At 60.2% G+C, this 19,019-nt stretch carries 13 protein-coding genes; 1 reads left to right on the plus strand and 12 read right to left on the minus strand.

Annotated features, from left to right (window positions below; all coding sequences use genetic code 11):
* Positions 1–238: 238 nt before the first annotated feature.
* From I2D41_RS02445 to I2D41_RS02490, 10 genes are all read right to left on the minus strand, one after another.
* On the minus strand, positions 239–706 hold the full coding sequence (locus I2D41_RS02445; RefSeq protein ID WP_006235155.1) for a YfcE family phosphodiesterase: 468 nt from the start codon (positions 704–706) through the stop codon (positions 239–241).
* A 95-nt stretch (positions 707–801) separates the two neighbouring features.
* Positions 802–1,518, minus strand: a complete 717-nt coding sequence (locus I2D41_RS02450) for a LytR/AlgR family response regulator transcription factor (RefSeq protein ID WP_022094115.1) — start codon at positions 1,516–1,518, stop codon at positions 802–804.
* A gap of 72 nt (positions 1,519–1,590) precedes the next feature.
* On the minus strand, positions 1,591–2,934 hold the full coding sequence (locus I2D41_RS02455) for a histidine kinase (protein ID WP_195363430.1): 1,344 nt from the start codon (positions 2,932–2,934) through the stop codon (positions 1,591–1,593).
* Positions 2,931–4,118 carry a glycosyltransferase gene (locus I2D41_RS02460; RefSeq protein ID WP_055285281.1) on the minus strand — a complete coding sequence of 396 codons (1,188 nt, stop codon included), beginning with the start codon at positions 4,116–4,118 and terminating at the stop codon, positions 2,931–2,933. The genes I2D41_RS02455 and I2D41_RS02460 overlap by 4 nt, the downstream gene beginning before the upstream one ends.
* A 171-nt stretch (positions 4,119–4,289) precedes the next feature.
* A complete protein-coding gene (locus I2D41_RS02465) occupies positions 4,290–5,549 on the minus strand; it encodes an MFS transporter (RefSeq protein WP_195363431.1) in 1,260 nt (419 codons plus the stop codon).
* 101 nt (positions 5,550–5,650) lie between these two features.
* Complete coding sequence (locus I2D41_RS02470; protein WP_117848797.1) at positions 5,651–6,595, minus strand: zinc dependent phospholipase C family protein; 945 nt, start codon at positions 6,593–6,595, stop codon at positions 5,651–5,653.
* Positions 6,596–6,687: 92 nt separating this feature from the next.
* Positions 6,688–7,422: a LytR/AlgR family response regulator transcription factor gene (locus I2D41_RS02475; protein WP_006235161.1), complete on the minus strand. Its 735-nt coding sequence runs from the start codon at positions 7,420–7,422 to the stop codon at positions 6,688–6,690.
* 38 nt (positions 7,423–7,460) lie between these two features.
* The gene (locus I2D41_RS02480; protein ID WP_229042060.1) at positions 7,461–8,852 is read right to left on the minus strand and encodes a GAF domain-containing sensor histidine kinase; all 1,392 of its coding nucleotides are present in this window, start codon (positions 8,850–8,852) and stop codon (positions 7,461–7,463) included.
* 112 nt (positions 8,853–8,964) lie between these two features.
* On the minus strand, positions 8,965–10,242 hold the full coding sequence (locus I2D41_RS02485) for a metal-dependent hydrolase family protein (protein ID WP_117655955.1): 1,278 nt from the start codon (positions 10,240–10,242) through the stop codon (positions 8,965–8,967).
* A gap of 131 nt (positions 10,243–10,373) precedes the next feature.
* The gene (locus tag I2D41_RS02490; protein ID WP_195363433.1) at positions 10,374–11,825 is read right to left on the minus strand and encodes an APC family permease; all 1,452 of its coding nucleotides are present in this window, start codon (positions 11,823–11,825) and stop codon (positions 10,374–10,376) included.
* Positions 11,826–12,180: 355 nt separating this feature from the next.
* Here I2D41_RS02490 and I2D41_RS09985 point away from each other — a divergent pair, with 355 nt between their 5' ends.
* Positions 12,181–13,182 carry a C39 family peptidase gene (locus tag I2D41_RS09985; RefSeq protein ID WP_229042061.1) on the plus strand — a complete coding sequence of 334 codons (1,002 nt, stop codon included), beginning with the start codon at positions 12,181–12,183 and terminating at the stop codon, positions 13,180–13,182.
* A 279-nt stretch (positions 13,183–13,461) separates the two neighbouring features.
* Here the strand turns inward: I2D41_RS09985 and arcC are convergent, their stop codons facing one another.
* Together arcC and nifJ are read right to left on the minus strand one after the other, a co-directional pair.
* Complete coding sequence (gene arcC, locus I2D41_RS02500) at positions 13,462–14,424, minus strand: carbamate kinase (protein WP_006235166.1); 963 nt, start codon at positions 14,422–14,424, stop codon at positions 13,462–13,464.
* Between the two features lie 655 nt (positions 14,425–15,079).
* Complete coding sequence (gene nifJ, locus I2D41_RS02505; RefSeq protein WP_195363434.1) at positions 15,080–18,619, minus strand: pyruvate:ferredoxin (flavodoxin) oxidoreductase; 3,540 nt, start codon at positions 18,617–18,619, stop codon at positions 15,080–15,082.
* Between the last annotated feature and the right edge of the window lie 400 nt (positions 18,620–19,019).

Consider the following 19,019-nt stretch of genomic DNA (forward strand, 5'->3'; position numbering starts at 1 on the left):
GGAAAGCACATTAAGTGCTTTCCTTTGCGTGCGGAACTCGCGACAAACTTAACCCCCGCCCTCGGCCCCGGAAGCCCTCCCTGCCGTCACATTATTCAACCAGTTTTGCGGGCGTGCGCCGCTGCGCGGCTAGCCCGCGTGCTCCTCGGCGGGGTTGGTCTGATTGTTTTTGTTGAAGCTCTGCCTTTGGCTCAAATGGAAACGGGAGACGCATCTGCATCCCCCGCTTTTGTTGTGGTTACTCTAGGTCAATAAATTTAGTGCTTAGGATCTTGCCGTCTTTTACTAGCATTCTGGCCATGGTGGGGCCTCGGGTGCCTCTGGGGTAGCTGGCGCTGCCCGGGTTGAGGACTAAGCAACGGCCCACTTGGGCTTCTTTGGTTACGTGGGTATGGCCGTTGATGGCTACGTCTACGGATCCCACCGGAAGGTCTTCGCGGTAGTGGGCTACGGCGAATTTGAGGCCTTCGTAGGTAAAGAGCGCAAGACGGTCTACATCGGGGCCGTAGTCGCGGTAGTAATCGTTGTTGCCCAGTACGGCCCGAACGGGGGCGATGGTGCATAGGTGCTCGTAGTCCATCTCTGACGTGAGGTCGCCGGCGTGGATGATCAGGTCTGCGCCCTCAAGCTCATCCAAGAGCGCAGGCGATAAATAGCCGTGGGTGTCCGAGATGATGTCGATACGCTTGGCGCTTGCACTGTTCATGGGATCCCTTCCGCAAAAAACGATTCGGCAGATACATACAAAAAGGCCCCACGGCTCCGCAGACGATGGGTCTACAGGGCTGCGGGGCCAGTGTGCTAGAGACTCAGAGCCTTCTTGAGCGGCACGACGCGGCGGCGCGAAACCGGCACGCGTTCGTCGACGCCCGTAATGCCCAGCTGGATGGCGCCCGAGGGCACCGTCTCCACATCCGTGACGCACGCCAAGTTGACGATATAGCGGCGGTGAACACGGAAGAAGCCAAAGTCGCAGAGCTTGGCCTCAAACTGCGCCAGCGAGGTCGTCGACAAAAAGCGATCATCGACGGTATAGATGCAGGAGTAATCGTCCTTGGCCATGATAAAGCGAATGTCGTCCACGGGAATGAGCACCTTGCGGCCGCCCTTTTCCACCGGGATACGCTCGATGGTCACCTTGCTGTCCGTAACCGGCTTGGTGCGTTGCATGACCTTCTCGATCGCGCGATCCAAGCGAGCTTCCTCGACCGGCTTCATCAGATAATCGACGGCATCCACGTCGAATGCCTCGACCGCATGGTCACTATACGCAGTCACAAACACGATCGCCGGCGGATTTTTGAGCTTATGCAGCGCCTCGGCAAGTTGCAGGCCCGAGGCACCGGGCATCGAGATATCGAGAAACACGACATCCACGCGACTTTCCATAAGCATCTCGATGGCGGAGCGGACGCTCGACGCCTCCGTGATCGTGCCGATCTTGCCCGTTTGCTCGAGCAGGAAGCGAAGCTCCGAGCGAGCCGGCGCCTCATCATCCACAATCATCGCACGCAGCATAGGGATAAAACCTTTCGTCAACTAACTACGCCGGGCATCCGTCGCATGACGTTGAGCCCGTAGCCTTTTATTTTACTCTTGAATGTCGAAGATGCTCTCTGACAAATCAAGATGAAGGAGCACTTTGGTGCCCTTGCCCGGCGCCGATTCGACACGCGTATAGGAGTGCGGCCCATAAAAGCGATGGATGCGCTCCGAAATATTGTGCATGGCCACACCGGCGCCGCCACCCTGGGGAGAGCTGGCGTCGGGACGGGCAGAACGCTCGTCAAACAGTCTGGCGGCGGTACCCTCATCCATGCCCACGCCATTATCGGCCACGGCAATCAAGATTGCATCCTCGCCGTCTTGGTGAACGGTCACGTCGATCCTCAGGGCGTCGTCATCGCCCATACCATGACGTACGGCGTTCTCGACAATCGGCTGGATCACGAACGCCGGCACCAGCGTATCTTCCACGTCCTCGGACACATCGAACGTCGCAAGCACGCGGTCCTCGCCAAAGCGGGCCTTCTCAAAGGTAAGGTAGCGCTTGGTCTGTGCGACCTCGCACGAGACCGGAATAAGCGATCCCGAGTTGTCGAGCGTGGCACGATAGAACGATGAGAACTCACGAAGCAGTTCGCGGGCCCGCAGCGGGTCGGTGCGCGTAAACGATGCAATGGTGTTCAGCGTGTTGAACAGGAAGTGCGGGTTAATCTGCGCCTGCAGCGCACGCACCTCGGCGCGCGCCGTGAGTTCCTTTTGCACCTCGAGCTCGTGGATGGCGAGCTGCGTGGACAAGATCTCGGCAAAGCCCGAGGCAAGCGCATACTGGGTACGGTCGACGGCGCGCGGGGTCTTGTAGTAGAACTTGAGCGTGCCGACGGTACGATCGCCCACCTTGATGGGGGCGATAATGCCGGCGGGGACTTGGTTGTGCGAGCCGTCCGAGCCCACGACATCCACCATACGGTTGAACGACTGCACGATGCCATGTTCGATAACGTAGCGTGTGGCAAGCGTGTGGATGGGAGTATCGGGCAGCAGTTTTTCCTCAAACTCGCCCGCGCAGGCAAGCACGTTGTCCTCGTCGGTGATGGCCACCGTCATGGCGCGCGTCTCGGGCAAAATGCGCCGGCACACCAAACGCGCCGACTCCTGCGTCAGACCGCCCTTAATGTCCTCGAGCATGGCCGAGGCCACCGAGAGCGTCTCCTCGGTGTACTGGGAGCGCACCGTATCGGGATTGAGCGTCAAAAAGATAAAGATGCACAGAAAGATGCACAGCAGCGCGCAGGCAATCACCGTGGCGATCGGCTCGATACCGGTCACCAAGGCAAAAATAAAGTACACCAGCACGCAAATGGCGCAGGCAACGGCAATGATGCGAAAGATTGATATTGAACTATCGCGCTGGGCGCGGCGGTCGATCATTCGGCCCCCTCCAGGATACTGATCAGTTGTGCGTCACGCCAAAGCCCGTCCATGATCTTGGGCCAAAAGCTCTGGAAACGCAGGTAGCTTGCAGCGTTTTGGCGCGCATAGGCCTTTGCCTCGTCGATACCATGGCGCCAGATGCGCAGGTAGCCCTCATGCTCGCGGGTAAACACGCTGCGGACCATAGCGGTCTTGCGCACGCGGTCGTCGAGCTCGCGCGAAATCCAAGGGCCCGGGTAGGGCATGAGCGATGCCGCCGTAACGGGAATGAGCTCCTTTTGATGCGCGGCGAATGTCAACTTGGCCCGTTCGTAGTACCAACGGTATACATCCTGCATAAAGCGCGGTGAGCGCTTTTCGGACTCCGGAGGCAGATGGCGCACGGTCCACTCGTTATCGAACCACACGTCGTAGCCAAACATGCGCATGTTAAAGAGGTAATCCAGGTCCTCGCCGCGGGTGATAAACGGGTCAAAGGCCACACGCGTAAAGGCGCGGGCGTGCAGGGCCATCAGGCCGCCGCACACGTAGTTGGAACGCGAGATGCGGGTGCCCGAGAGCGCCTTTTTCATCCAACGGTTGAACTCGATGCGCTTGGTCCACCAACGATGGCAGATGCCCGCCTTGTCCGTGGGAGCCAGCGGCGAGCCGTCGCGATCGTAGAAATAACCGCTCTTGACCAAGATCGGCAAGCCCTGACGCGTCTGCTGCCCCAACGCATAGGTCGCGCGCTTCATAAAGTCGGCGTCGATGACAGTCTCATCGTCATCCAAAAAGATAACCGCGTCATGCCCCAGCACAGCGGCACAGGCTAGCCCCATGTTGCGGATGGCACCGTAGCCTCGCAGGCTCACGCACTCGCCCGAACCCTTGGGCGCGATCTGAGCAACCCGGTCTGCAATGCGCGAGGCCTGGGTGTTGGTGACAACGGTGACCTTGAGCGTGGGATGCGCGTCGACAATCTCGTGCACGCGCAGCGACACATCGGCTGTGGCAGAAACGGGACAGACCACCAAAAGGATGATGCGCGGGATGTCACGTACCTGCTCAAGCGAGGCCAGGCAGCGGTCGAGTTCGGGATTGTCGGCGTTGAGTCGTGTCGAATGGTCATAGGTGCCAGGGGCGTTTGCGCAAGCGTCATCGCCCGCCCAATACGTTGGAATCACGACTGTGGCGTTCATGCCTTACCCTCCCTGCAACACAAAAACGGGACGCCGCCAAACACAGGCGACGCCCCGCGACCTAGCTGATTCCATCATACCCACTTGGGCAAATCATTGCTCGCAAGTCGCAATGTTTATTGCGGATAACCCCAAAAGAGTACCGTGGACAGGCACAATAGCTGCTCGCTCCTATGCGGCATGCTCTGCCGCCCGAGTCATGCGGGACAGGCGGACCAGCAGCATAAAGCCAACGATCAGCAACACGCCAATGGAAAGGACGCCCAGTGACGGGTTGCCGGTCAACGAGGTGACGACCGACACCAGGAAGGTGCCCATGACGCTTGCATAACGACCAAAGATGTCAAAGAAGCCGTAGTACTCGTTGGACTTTTCCTTGGGGATAATGCGACCAAAGTAGCTACGGCTGAGCGCCTGCACGCCGCCCTGGAACAGGCCGACCATAATGGCAAGCACCCAGAACTCAAAGGCGGTCTTTAGGAAGAACGCGGCGAACAGCACAATGCCCATGTAGGCGGCGACCGCCACCAGGATCATGTTGAGCGTGCCCACGCGTCCGGCGAGCTTGCCGTAGATGATGGCGGACGGAAAGGCCACGAACTGCGTAACGAGCAGCGCCAGGACCAGCTGGGTCGAATCGATGCCCAAAGCCGAGCCGTAGCTGGTAGCCATGGAAATGACCGTGTGGACGCCATCGATATAGAAGAAGAACGCAATCATGTAGACCAGCACGGTCTTGTTGTGGGCGATCTCGCGCATGGTGTGTCCGACCTCGGAGAACACACCGCCAACGATGTGGCCGATGGTGTCCTCGGGACCGCGCTCGCGACCATACTTTTGCTTATAGGTGTGAATGAGCGGCAGGGTAAAGATGAGCCACCAGGCACCAGTGATGATAAAAGACAGACGCGTTGCCAGCATGGTGGGGACGCCAAGAGCGGGGCCACCCATGATGAGCGCCAGGCAGATGACGAACGGCACGGTGGAACCGATGTAGCCCCAGGCATAACCCGAGCTGGACACGGCGTCCATGCGCTCGTCGGTGGTAACGTCGGGCAGCATGGCGTCGTAGAACGTCATAGAAGAGTTAAGGCCGATGGTGCACAGCACGTACACGGTCAAAAATGCCATGGCGGACATTGGGATAGCCTGCGCCAGGCAAAGAACCAGGCCCGTGAGGAAAAAGCCCAAGAAGAACTTGATTTTGTTGCCAGCGTAGTCGGCAAGTGCGCCCAGAATGGGCATGAGCATGGCGATGACCAGCGAGGCGATCGTCTGTGCATTGCCCCAGGCGACCACCAGGTCGGCCGAGGAAGCGCCGGTATTGATGGCGTTAAAGTAAATGGGCACCACCGAGGTATTGAGCAGCACGAGGGCCGAATTGCCCACATCATACATAACCCAGTTACGCTCGAGCTTGGTGTATTTCATGGACAGGGACCCTTCGTATTCGCCCGATATGCAGTTAGTTCATCGTACCCCAATTGTCCAGAACCGCCGGTAAGGATTCGGCAAAGGGGCACGCACGGGCCCTATTCCTCGCGGTCGAACTCCTCATCGGCATTGAGCACGCGACCGCTGTAGTTGACGTGACTGGTCACGGCATCCATGTCACCGGTCTCGATAAAACGTGCGACCGTGCACTCGTAATCGCCCAGCGCGCGATCAAAGACCTCGGGGAAACTCTCGTTCGAGACCTCGTCGGTAAAGGGATTCTTCCATGTCAGATGGCCCAGGTTACCGGTGCGCTCGGGCAACTCCGTCGTCACGCGATGAGCAAGGCCGTCGAGCAGCGAGTAATCGTGCACCAAGCCCTCAACCAGCGAGATCGCGCGCGTCTTTGCGGAGCCGGCCGGCTCAATCGCGCGGTAAAGTCGCTGCATATTGGCAACGGCAGCACCGTACTCCCCCGCCGGAATGTCAATGCCGTACACGCGTCCGGCAACATAGCTCATCAGCACGCCGGCCACGCGATTGATGCGATCAGTGGTGACGATCTCGCCCGCCGGCGGGTAATCGTCAACCGTAGCGCCATCGCGTTTAAGCTGCAGCATCAGCACATCCAGGTCGCTCTCGATCACGGCATGGACCTGACTGCTCGAATCCTCAAGCTCTGAATCGGACTCGACAATGCCAAACTGCTGCTCATAGACAAAGGGATGAGCGTTGCGGTCGAGCACGTAATGAGACAGCAGGCCCAGCGCAAAGGCACGACCCAAGCTGGCGTCGCGCGGCAGCAGATGCGACACGCCGTCGCGCAGGCACGCAAACTGACGAGACATGCGCGACCGATGCATGACCTGCGCCAGCAGCGTGCAGTCGGAAACACGCGGTGTCAGAATGTGAAAGAAAAACGGGTCGGGGCCTTGGTTGCCCAAGATAAAGGCAATGCGCTCTTCATCGGACGTGATGACGCCCTGTGGAAGACGGTCGATGCTTTCCTCGCCAAACAGATGATGGGTGATAAGCGCGGGCATAATGATCCTTTCGATTTCATTCGATGCCACCCATTATGCCCACCGCGCGCCCATGCCAAACCTGCGATGGTAAACGACGGCACGCAGACCGTCTACGCAAGCCCCAAGTGTGCTTTAACCTCGGCAGCGCGACGGCGGGACACGGGCACCGTCGAGGTTACGCGATCGAGTCTGAGCTCCATAAGACCCGTGGAACCGATCTCGACATTGTGCACGTCTTCCAAATTGACCAGATAGCTGCGATGAACGCGAATAAAGCCCTCGGAGACCAAGCGACGCTCGAGCGAAGAGATCGACTCATTGATCAGGTACGTTCCCTCGGCGCAGATGGCGTTGCAAAAATCGGCGCGCGCCTCAAAGTAGCAGACGTCTGCGGCGGGAATGAACACCTTTTTGCCCCCGCGGTCCACCGTCAGACGCAAAGGCTGGCGCGGAGCGTGGATAACACGACGGGCACCCAAGGCTGCCTCGATCTTGTCGAGTGCCTTTGACAGGCGTGCGTCCTCGACCGGCTTGACGACATAGTCGACCGCATCGAGGTTATACGCATCGGCGGCAAACTCGGCAAACGCCGTCACAAACACAACCACCGGCGGCGTCTTTAGGTTCTGCAGCGTCTCGGCAAGCTCAATTCCCGAGCGGCCGGGCATCGTGATGTCCAAAAACAACACGTTGGGCTTGTTCGAGAGAATCGACTCCACGGCCTCGGTGACATTGCCCGCCTCGGCAATCTGGCCCACACGCGTATCCTTTTCCAACAGATAGCGTAGCTCAGCCCTAATGGGAGGTTCGTCATCAACCACCAAGATGTTCCAGCCTTCGGACATATGTGCTTCCCCTCTTTTTCTCTCAATCCAACCGCGTGCTACGCCGTCAACGGCGCCGGCCCATGCGGCTCGCCGTTCAGCTCGACGATGGCCTGCGTTCCCACGCCCTCCTGGGACTTCACGCGCATGCCGGAATCTTCTCCGTAAAAGAAATGGATGCGCTGAAGCACGTTGAAGAGCGCCAGGCCGCAACCTCGCTTGACGGAGCCGTCGGCGGTAATGCTCTCGGGCTCCTCCAGGCGATGTTGCTCAAACAGATGCGTGCAGACTTCTTCGCTCATACCGATGCCGTCGTCCTCGACGATGATCTCCAAACCGTCATCGGTCTCGAAAGCCCTAACATGAATAGAAAGCGGCTCGGTCTCGCGCTGCGCGTGCTTGATGCAGTTTTCGAGCAACGGCTGCAAGATAAACGGCGGCACCATGCAATCGCGCACCTCAAAGTCGATATCGACCGAGACGCGCAGACGGCCGTCGCCATAACGAGCCTGCATAAGATTGATATAGCGAGTGCCCTGTTCCACCTCGTGCTCGAGCGTTGTGAGGGTATCGGAATCAGAAAGCGTCTGACGGTAGTAGTTGGAGAAGTCGATCAGCAGCGATCGCGCCTTGTCGGGCTCGGTTCGAACGAGCGACACGATGGTGCTGATGGTGTTAAACAGAAAATGAGGATCGACCTGCGATTGCAAGGCGCGCAGCTCCACGCGGGCCGTAAGCTCGTCCTGGCGCTCGAGCTCAAAGCTCGCAAGCTGCGTGGAAATGAGGTCGGCAAAGCCCGAGGCAAGCGCCGTCTGGCGCATATCGATGCTGCTCGGACGGGGATAATACAGCTCGAGCGTGCCCACGCAATGCCCGCGCACGGTAAGCGGTGCGACAATACCGGCGCGCAGGCGCGGAAAGTAGCCACCTGTCTCGGTCGAGGCATCGCGCGAGAACACGCTTTGCTCACCGCTGTTGATCACGTTGAGCGTAGTCCGCAGCACCACCGGGGTGCCCGCGGGGCATTTTGCCGAGTCCTCGCCCCAGCTTGCCAACACCTGCTTGCCGTCGGTAAAGCAGATGGCAGAGGCGATAGTTTCGGACAGGATGATCTTAGAGGCGCCCAGGGCAGCTTCGGGCGTAAGGCCGCGCGACGTGTAGGCGAATATTTTTGAAGCGATGGCGAGCGTGCGGTCGGTTGCGCTCGATGTGAGGTCGTCGGGAACGACAAAGACGTACGAGAAGAAGAAGCACAGCATGACCAAGCCGGCAATGACGACAACGGCCGGAACGGGATTGGGATTATCGGTTAGATCCCAGATGAGCAGCAGGATAAGCAGCGGAACGACAATACCGAGCAAGATGGCTTGAACCACATGCTGAGCGGTACGAAAGACCTTGGTAGAGTTGTAGCTCTTGCCCAGAATCAGCCTATTGAGATCCACCGTCATCTCCTTCTTACCGACGCACCCCATAGCAATAAAGAGGGCCGCAAGCGACCCTCTCCATTGCATTATGCAATCAAATACTGTGTTTTACATCCAGTCGTCGATGAACGGTAGTTTAGGCGCTGTATTTGTTGGCCTCGCCAAAGGTGCCAGCCTCGACGATCCAGCCGTCCTTCATGATGACGTCCATGTTGTCGGTGTTGAGCACGTGGATGTCGGCGGCGACGTCACCGTTGACGACCAGCAGGTCGGCGCACTTTCCGGCCTCGATAGAACCGGTCTCGTCCTCGATGTGGCACATCTTGGCACCGTTGAGGGTGGCGCAGGTGATGGTCTCGACCGGGGTGAAACCGATCTTGTCGACGAACTCGTACATCTCCTCGATGGAGCAGGTGCCGTACGGGGTGACGAAGGAGAAGGAGTCGGAGCCGATCGTCATGACGACGCCACGCTTCTTGGCCTCGCGCAGGCAGTCGTAGTTGCGCTGCAGCTCCTTCTCGACCAGGGTGCCCTCGTACTTGTCGTGCAGCTCGGGGACGTAGACGGGCGGATAAGTGGCGTACCAGGTGGGCAGGAAGGCGATCGTCGGGGTGAAGAAGGTGCCCTGCTCGGCCATGAGGTCCATGGTGCGCTCATCGATATCGAAGCCGTGAATCAGCTGCTCGCAGCCAAAGCGGACGGAATCGTAGGCAGCGGCATGGTTGTTGTAGCAGTGGCTCCACACGGGGATGCCGACCATCTTTGCCTCTTCGACCACGGCCTGGATCTCCTCGGAGCAATAGTGCTGGTCGCGACCTGAGTCCCAACGCCAGATGCCGCCACCGGTAGCCCAGATCTTGATGGCATCGGGGTTCTCGCGCAGGCGACGACGGACGGCCTTGCGCAGATCCCAAGGACCATCGACCTGGTCGCCCCAGGGATGGGATTCCTTATTGAGCTCCTGGGTGCAGTGGTGGGAGTCGCCGTGGCCGGCAACGCGGCAGAAGCCGAGGCCGGTGGCCAGAACGCGCGGGCCCTTAAAGACGCCCTTGTCGATGCAGTCACGGATCTGGATACCAAAGCGGCCGATCTCGCAGACGGTGGTGAGGCCATGGGTGAGGCAGTCGTAGGCCTGCTTGACGGCGACGGCCTGCTTCTCGAGGAGCGGCTGCATGACCCAATCGGTGTCATCGTCGGTCAGGTTGCCCGAGAAGTGCAGGTGAGTGTCGATCAGGCCGGGAAGGACGGTCTTGCCGGCGGCGTCGATGACCTCAACGCCCTCGGGAAGGTCCTGCATAGCGCCGGCGTACTCGATCTTGCCGTTGTCGTCGACGAGAACGAGGGAGTTCTCGACCGGCTCGGCACCGGTACCGTCGATGAGCTTGCCGCCAACGATTGCATACTTAGTGGACATGGTTCCTCCTTATGGATCCATATAGTGGGCGAGGCCGTGTTGGGTTAAGGCCTCACAAAGCTACCCAAGTGGTGCCGGGTTCGGTGCACGGGAGAGAGGATTCCGCGCACCCGATCCGCCCCGGCTAGGCGTTACTTTTTGCGGGAATTGGTGAAAGCCATGAGGGCCAGGCCAATAGCCAACCAACCGATCACGATGCTCCACTCCACCATGTTGAGGGAGGCGGGAGAGAACGGAATCACGAGCAGGCCGATGATGATGGCGCAGGCAGCGATAGCGAGGCCGATGCCAAACTTGCCGCCGGGCACCTCGTAGGGACGAGGCAGGTCGGGCTCGGTGAAGCGCATGCGCAGGCAGGCGAGGGCGACCATACCGCAGGAGAAGATGAAGGCGAGAGCCGACACGTTGGTCAGAGGGATGAGCATGTTCTTGCCCAGGAACGGACCGATGACGGTGATGACGCCCAGAACGACGCAGGCGAGCTTGGGAGCGCCGGACTTGGGGTCGACCTCGGCGAACTTCTCGGGCAGCTGGCCCTTGCGGCCCATGGCAAGCATGATGCGGCTCGTGGCGCCGTAGAAGGAGTTCATCGGGCCCATGGGTCCAAGCGTGGCGATGACGAGCATGGCCAGGTACAGAAGCATGTTGATGCCCTTGAGGCAGGCAAGCGCGGGAACCGGGCTCTTAACAAACTCATGCCAGTCGAGAATGGTGCCGAACGAGTAGATGCAGACCATGTAGAAGCCGCCGGCGGCCAGCAGAGCCTGGGAGATGATCTTGCCGAACTTGTTCCAGTTGAGGCCCTCGGCTGCTTCCTCAGCCTGCTGAGGAATGGTGTCGAAACCGGCGTAGAAGAACGGGGTCAGAACCAGGACCGACACGATGCCGGCGAACAGGCTGGTGCCCTCGGTAGCGGCCTTACCGCCGCCAGCGCCGGTGACCTGGGAGAACACGGGCATGGCGTTGTCCGGCGAGCCGGTGAACAGCGAGACGCCCATGGCGAGCAGCATGCCGCAGAGCAGAGCCTTGGTCAGGAAGGCCTGGAGCTTGGCGGCCGAGCTGGCACCGCGGAAGTTGAGGAAGATGACGTAGACTGCAAAGCCGAGCGCGATCAGCGTCGGGAACAGGTAAACGTCGGCGCCCAGGATGGTGTAGAGCTTAACGGCGCGCAGCCACTCAAGACCGGGCAGGCTGCCGAACATCTCGGACACGAGGGTCGAAATGGCGATGGCCTCCCACGGGCACAGGATGCCGTTGCCCAGGGCCAAAAGCCAACCGGTGATGTAGCTCAGCGTACGGCCAAAGCTACGATCGACATACTCGACGATGCCGCCCGAGATGGGGATAGCAGCCGTGAGCTCACCGAAAACAGCTCCGACGGGCACGAGGAAGATTGCACCCAAGAGGAATGCGATCATAGCGGGAACGGGACCGCCGCCCACGACCATCCAGTCGCCGACCTGCAGAACCCAACCGGTACCGATGATGGCACCGAAACCGATGGTGAAGAAGTTCCAGAGCGAAAGCGTTTTCTTCATGCCGCCGTTATCCTCGACTGCAACTTCTGCGTTCTTGTCCGCCATTGTTCCCCTCCTTTCCTTTTTGACGCCCCTTGACGTCACCCCTTGCGCGGTCTGTTTTGCCGCGCTCTTTTATTTCGTGGCTTTAAGATACGGCCTTGGCGCAGCAGCGCCGCTCGCAGCTCGACCGAAGGCAGAATTGCAAAACGAGCGGCACCGTTTTTGGGACGAACGGCGGGAGACGTCATTCGTCTTGGACGCTTTCATCTTGTCTGCTTTTGAATACCTGTTGCCGTGACGCTTGGCGCGCGGCGCGGCAACGTTCATACCATTTGTCAGGCTTTTGGCGCACATACCCATGCGTCGTACATCTTTTTATGTAGGATAGACAAGTTACACACGAGGCAAGGTGGTTCGAATGGCATACGGATACAGCGACGACGATCGGCGGCCACAAAGTGTGCGCCTTGCCGGCCGTACCACGCCAACGCCCAGAAGCACCTCCGACAACGGCAGCCCGCAGCGCCCCCAAGAGCAGCCCGGGGCTTCTTCGCGGCAACAAAGCCGTACCGTGCAGCAGTCAGACCGCGTGAGTACGAGCACACGCCAACGCCAGACCGACACATCGCAGCCACGCCGCTACGATCGCCGTAAGACCGACTACTACGTCAAGCGCTCCTTTTCGCGACCTCAACGCGATCGCGGCAATTCCGCCCCTCACCCTGCGTCGCACGCCACAAGTCACGCGCTTCCGGCCCGCCGCCTACGCCTTACGCTTTGCTCCATCGCCGCCTGCCTCGTCTTTGTGTTTTTGGGATCCTGTATCTCCCACGGATCAGCCGGTCTTGAGCCCACTGCCGAAGACAAGCTGCTTAAAGCTCCCGTCGCGCCCGGTTACTCCTTTGCGTTCTCGACCCCACGCTCGCAATGGCAGGCCGGCGCCATGCCCCACATCTACCAAATTGACCCCGCATGGTCGGAGCTGCCCTATGCCGGCGGCACTATTCGCGAAAACGCTTGCGGTCCTACCTGCCTCACCATGGTCTATATCTTTAAGACCGGCCACACCGATAAGACGCCGGTCGATATATGCGCACTGGCCGAAGCCGGCAACTACGCCCCCACCGGTGCCACCGAGTGGTCGTTTATGACAGGCGGTGCGTGGCAGCTGGGGCTCAACGGAACACAGCTCTATAACGATCGCGAATCGATTACCCAAGCACTTCGCTCGGGTGCGCCCGTCATCGCCGCAGTGCGCCCCGGTACGTTTACCAACGTAGGCCACTACATCGTGCTCTACGGCATCGACGACGCCAACCAGATTGGCGTCTACGACCCCAACTCGGCCAGCCGCAGCGCCCGCCGCTGGGGCGTCGTAGAGGTCCTCAACGAAGTCGAAGCCATGTGGGCCTACTACTAGTCATTGGGCACTCATTGGGGACAGACTTAAATGAGTACCTGGGAAACTGTGCCCCGCTTTGGACACTCATTGTGGGATGCGCTTTCCGCAGTTGATCGGTGCCACGCATTTAAGTCTGTCCCCAATGACCAGCCCTAGGCTGCCGGCAGGAAAGGAACGTCCCTAAGTGCCGGGTTGAAACAAAAGCCCCGCAGTCGGAGCGGACTGCGGGGCTCATGAAGAGAGGCTAGTTTGTGGGCGCTTTGCCTGGCGCCCACGAGAGAGGCAACAGAGTAGAGACTACTCGTGGATGCGGGTACCGGAGAGGCCAGCCATGGTCTCGGCGGCCTTGTCCAGAGCGCCGATGATGCAGGTGCGGCCCTTGCGGGAACGGGCGAACTTGATGGCAGCGCGAACCTTGGGCTCCATGGAACCCTTGCCGAACTGACCCTCGTCTGCCAGGCGCTCGGCCTCGTCGGCGGTGAGGTCCTCGAGCTCCTCCTGGTTGGGCTTGCCAAAGTTGATGGCAACATGCTCAACGGCGGTCAGCAGGAACAGAACGTCAGCATCGCAGTCCTCGGCCAGCAGCTCGCCGCCCAGGTCCTTGTCGATGACGGCGGGAACGCCCTTGTAGCAGCCCTTGTTCTCGTAGTCGCGGACGACGGGAATGCCGCCGCCACCGCAGGCGATGACGATGAACTCGTTGTCGAGCAGGTTGAGGATGGAGTCAGCCTCGACGATCTTCTTGGGATCGGGGGAAGCGACGACGCGACGCCAGCCGCGGCCGGAATCCTCGACGAAGACCTTGGAGGGATCCTCGGCCATGAACTCCTTGGCCTGCTCCTCGGTGTAGAAGGGGCCGATCGGCTTGGTCGGGTTCTTGAACGCGGGATCATCCGGGTCGCACTCGATCTGGGTGACGACGGTGGCGGCGTGCCAACGCTTATAGCGCTTGTGCATCTCGCGGCCGATGCCCTGCTGCAGGTGATAACCAATGTAGCCCTGGGACATGGCGCCGCACTCGGGCAGCGGCATCTCGGGGGTACCGATGGCATCGTGGGCAGCGGCGAAGGCGTTCTGGATCATGCCGACCTGCGGGCCGTTGCCGTGGGTGATGATGATCTCGTTGCCCTGCTCGATGAGGCCGAGGAGGGCATGGGCGGTGTTGCTCACGGCCTCGATCTGCTCGACGGGGTTGTTGCCGAGGGCGTTGCCGCCAAGGGCGACGACAATACGATCGGGCTTGCCAAGAGGCTTAGACATTGCTGGAATCCTTTCTGTAAAAGGCCTACAACCCATTAATAACCCGCGTCCGTGCGATACGCGAGTTTATTAAGGTTTATATTCTCTTTATCGCTCATTTTATTCATTTTGAAAATAGCGGAACGGTGAACGGTCGTTTTTATCCGCTCAGCGTACAGAACCCCAGCTCAAGCATATCTACGCCATTTACGTGCAACTTTATTTTAATAGAGCAGGGATTAGACCAGATTATGCAAACTATATCTATGCTAAACACAAAACAGACAGCGCAATATCTTACTCGCACTATACGAGATTCTATGCACATATAAGTCGAGTATGCACCCCTGCAAAAACAAGGGGCTTTTCATCCAACAAAAGGAATAAAGAAGAGCTCCGAAAAAGCGGCAACGGCCAAGTCCCCCATCCATCCCCAAAGTGGCGCGAGGTTTCGCGGCAAAGCCGCGAAACAGCGAAGGGGACGGAATACCCGACCAACCACGTCCTTCATCCGCCCACACAATCCGAGGACGTAGTCGTAGCAGGATCTGAGGGCTAACCTTCGCGGACACTCCGCAGGACGAAAGAACCCCCGCCGCACGTAGTGCGCAGCGGGGGTTCTTTCATGTCCGAGGACGTCCGCGAAGGTTAGCCCTCAGATCCTGCGGTGGGAGACCTAGGCCTCGTTGTACACCGTCTTGAGCTTCAGCAGGTGCTGATAGCGGTCCATAGCGGCCTGCTCATTCTCCTTGAAGAGCTCCTCGGCGCGCTCGGGGAAGGAACGCGTCAGCGAAGCGTAACGGGCCTCGTTCATCAGGAACTCCTGATAACCGCCCGCGGGCTCCTTGGAATCGAGCGAGAACTTCTTGCCGGCAGCAGCCTCGGGGTTGAAGCGGAAGAGGTTCCAGTAACCGCACTCGACAGCCTTCTTCATCTCGGCTTGGCAGTTCTGCATGCCGCCCTTCTTGATGGAGTGCATCTCGCAGGGGCTGTAGCCGATGATGAGGGACGGGCCGTCGTAGGCCTCGGCCTCGTGAATGGCCTTGAGGGTCTGAGCCGGGTTGGCGCCCATGGCAACCTGTGCCACGTAGACGTAGCCGTAGCTCATGGCGATCTCGGCCAGAGACTTCTTCTTGGTCACCTTACCGGCAGCGGCGAACTGAGCGACCTGGCCCAGGTTCGAGGCCTTGGAGGCCTGACCGCCGGTGTTGGAGTAGACCTCGGTGTCGAAGACGAAGACGTTGACGTTGTGGCCGGAAGCCAGGACGTGGTCCAGGCCACCGAAGCCGATGTCGTAGGCCCAGCCGTCGCCGCCGAAGATCCAGAAGGACTTCTTGGTGAGGTAAGCCTTGTCGGCGAGGATTGCCTTGGAAGCGTCGCAGCCGCACTTCTCGAGCTCGGCAACGTAGGCAGCGGCAGCGGTCTTGGAGGCCTCGGCGTCGTTGACGGAGTCGATCCAAGCCTGACCGGCGGCCTTGAGCTCATCGGACGGACCATCGGCAGCGATGATGTCCTGGGTAGCGGCGATCAGCTTGTGCTGAACGGCCTCATAGCCAACGGCCATGCCCAGACCGTGCTCGGCATTGTCCTCGAACAGGGAGTTGTTCCACGCCGGGCCGTGACCGTCCTTGTCCTTGCAGTAAGGAGCGGTGGCAGCGGGGTTACCCCAAATGGAGGAGCAGCCGGTGGCGTTGGAGATGAACATGCGGTCGCCGGCGACCTGGGTCACCAGACGTGCATAGGCGGTCTCGGCACAGCCGGCGCAGGAACCCGAGAACTCCAGGTAGGGCTGCTTAAACTGGCTGCCCTTGACGTTGGCCGCGATGAGCTCCTTCTTCTCGGAGACGTTCTCGACCATGTAGTCCCAAACGGGCTGCTGGTCCATCTCCTGCTCGGTGGGAACCATCTCGAGGGCGCCCTTGGGGCAGACCTTGACGCAGTTGGTGCAGCCCATGCAGTCGAGCGGGGACACAGCCATGGTGAACTTCATGCCCTTGGCCTTGGGGCCCATGGCGTCGAGCGTGCGGGTAGCCTCGGGCGCGGCGGCAGCCTCGTCCTCGGTCATCGCGAACGGACGGATGGTGGCATGCGGGCACACGTAGGCGCACTGGTTGCACTGGATGCACTTGGTCTCGTCCCAGTGGGGAACGACCACGGCGACGCCGCGCTTCTCGTATGCGGAGGCGCCCAGCTCAAACTGGCCGTCGGCGCAACCGACGAAGGCGGAAACGGGCAGGCTGTCGCCATCCATGCGATCGATGGGCTCGAGCAGGTTCTTGACCTGCTGGGCGATGGCGGACTTGGTCTCCTCGGAGAGCTCGACGGGAGCGGCGTCCTCGGCGGTAGCCCAGTCGGCCGGAACCTCGAACTTACGGAAAGCGGTAGCGCCGGCATCGATGGCCTTGTGGTTGGCGTCGACGATAGCCTGGCCCTTCTTCATATAGGACTTGGTAGCCGCGTCCTTCATGTACTGCAGGGCGTCCTCGGAGGGCAGGACCTTGGCCAGCGCGAAGAAGGCGGACTGGAGCACCGTGTTGGTGCGCTTGCCCATGCCGACCTTGGCCGCCAGGTCGATAGCGTCGATCAGGTAGACGTTGACGTTGTTGTTCGCGATGTAGCGCTTGGCCACGGCGGGCATGTGCTCGGCGAACTCCTCGTCGCTCCACTGGCAGTTGACCAGGAAGGTGCCGCCCGGCTTGACGTCGCGGACCATCTTGAAGCCCTTAACGATGTAGCTAGGGTTATGGCAAGCGACGAAGTCGGCCTTGGTCACGTAGTACGGCGAGCGGATCGGGGAATCGCCAAAGCGCAGGTGCGAGACGGTGACGCCGCCGGTCTTCTTGGAGTCGTACTGGAAGTAGGCCTGGACGTACTTGTCGGTGTGGTCGCCGATGATCTTGATCGAGTTCTTGTTGGCGCCGACGGTACCGTCGCCACCCAGACCCCAGAACTTGCACTCGATGGTGCCGGGGGCTGCGGTGTTGGGCGCATCCTCGGCCTCGGGCAGGCTCAGGTTGGTCACGTCATCGACAATGCCGATGGTGAACTCGCGCTTGGGCTCGTCCTTCTTGAGCTCCTCGAAGACAGCGAACGCGGACGCGGGAGGCGTGTCCTTGCTGCCCAGGCCATAACGGCCGCCGACGACCTTGATGCCCGTCTTGCCGGCCTCGTAGAGAGCGGAGACGACGTCCTGGTAGAGCGGCTCGCCGATGGAACCCGGCTCCTTGGTACGGTCCATGACGGCGATCTTCTGGACGGTCTCGGGGAGAACGTCGACGAAGTGCTTGATGGAGAACGGACGGAACAGACGAACCTTGACCAGGCCGACCTTCTCGCCGTGAGCGTTGAGGTAGTCGATGACTTCCTCGAGCACGTCGCAGAAGGAGCCCATGCACACGACGACGCGATCGGCATCGGGAGCGCCGTAGTAGTTGAACAGGCCGTAATCGGTGCCGAGCTTCTCGTTGATCTTCTTCATGTAGCCCTCGACGACGGCGGGAAGCTCGTCGTAGACCTTGTTGCAGGCCTCACGGTTCTGGAAGAAGATATCGCCGTTCTCGTGGCTACCGCGGGTGTGCGGGTGCTCAGGGTTGAGCGCGTGGTCGCGGAAAGCCTGGACGGCGTCCATGTCGCACATCTCGGCCAGATCCTTGTAGTCCCACATGGCGACCTTCTGGATCTCGTGGCTGGTGCGGAAGCCGTCGAAGAAGTTAAGGAACGGGGTCTTTCCCTCGATGGCGGCGAGGTGAGCCACCGGCGAGAGGTCCATGACCTCCTGGACGTTGCCCTCGGCGAGCATGGCGAAGCCGGTCTGACGACAGGCCATGACGTCGGAGTGATCGCCAAAAATGTTCAGGGCGTGGGAAGCGACACAACGCGCGGAGACGTGGAAGACGCCCGGGAGCTGCTCGCCCGCGATCTTGTACATGTTCGGGATCATCAGGAGCAGACCCTGAGAAGCCGTGTAGGTGGTGGTCAGAGCACCGGCGCCCAGCGAACCGTGAACGGTACCGGCTGCACCTGCCTCGGACTCCATCTCGACGACCTTGACCGGGGTGCCGAAGATGTTCTTGCGACCCTGGGCCGCCCACTGGTCGACATGGTCGGCCATCGGGCTGGACGGCGTAATGGGATAGATTCCCGCTACCTCGGTGTACGCATACGAAACATATGCGGCCGCCTCGTTGCCATCCATAGACTTAAACTTACGCGCCATATACCCCTCTCCTCTCATATAGGTATACAGGCCCCGGCGATCGCCGGGATGTTGGCGTGATGGGATTTTCGTTGTTGCTTCCAATCATCTGGCAGGCAGACTCAGCGACAGGCACATGGCGTGGAGAGAAGGCATGCCGAGGCAAGGGGCACCTGATGCGCCCTACAGGCCCGACCGCCCGTCTTGCACATGACCGAGCGCCGCAAAGGCCGCATGCCGGATGCTCCCGGGCACGCCCCGGCGATGGGAAGCGCCCGCAACGGAAATCCGCATGCGGGTTTATTGTACCCCGCCGTTAAGTGTAATTTCGACAAATATAGGCGGGCGGTAAAGGTTTACCTCGGGTCCTTGATTATCGACTTCATCCGAACACCTCCCACATTCATCCGTACATGTACGG

The sequence above is a fragment of the Collinsella aerofaciens genome, assembly GCF_015552075.1.
Taxonomy (GTDB): Bacteria; Actinomycetota; Coriobacteriia; order Coriobacteriales; family Coriobacteriaceae; genus Collinsella; species Collinsella aerofaciens_Y.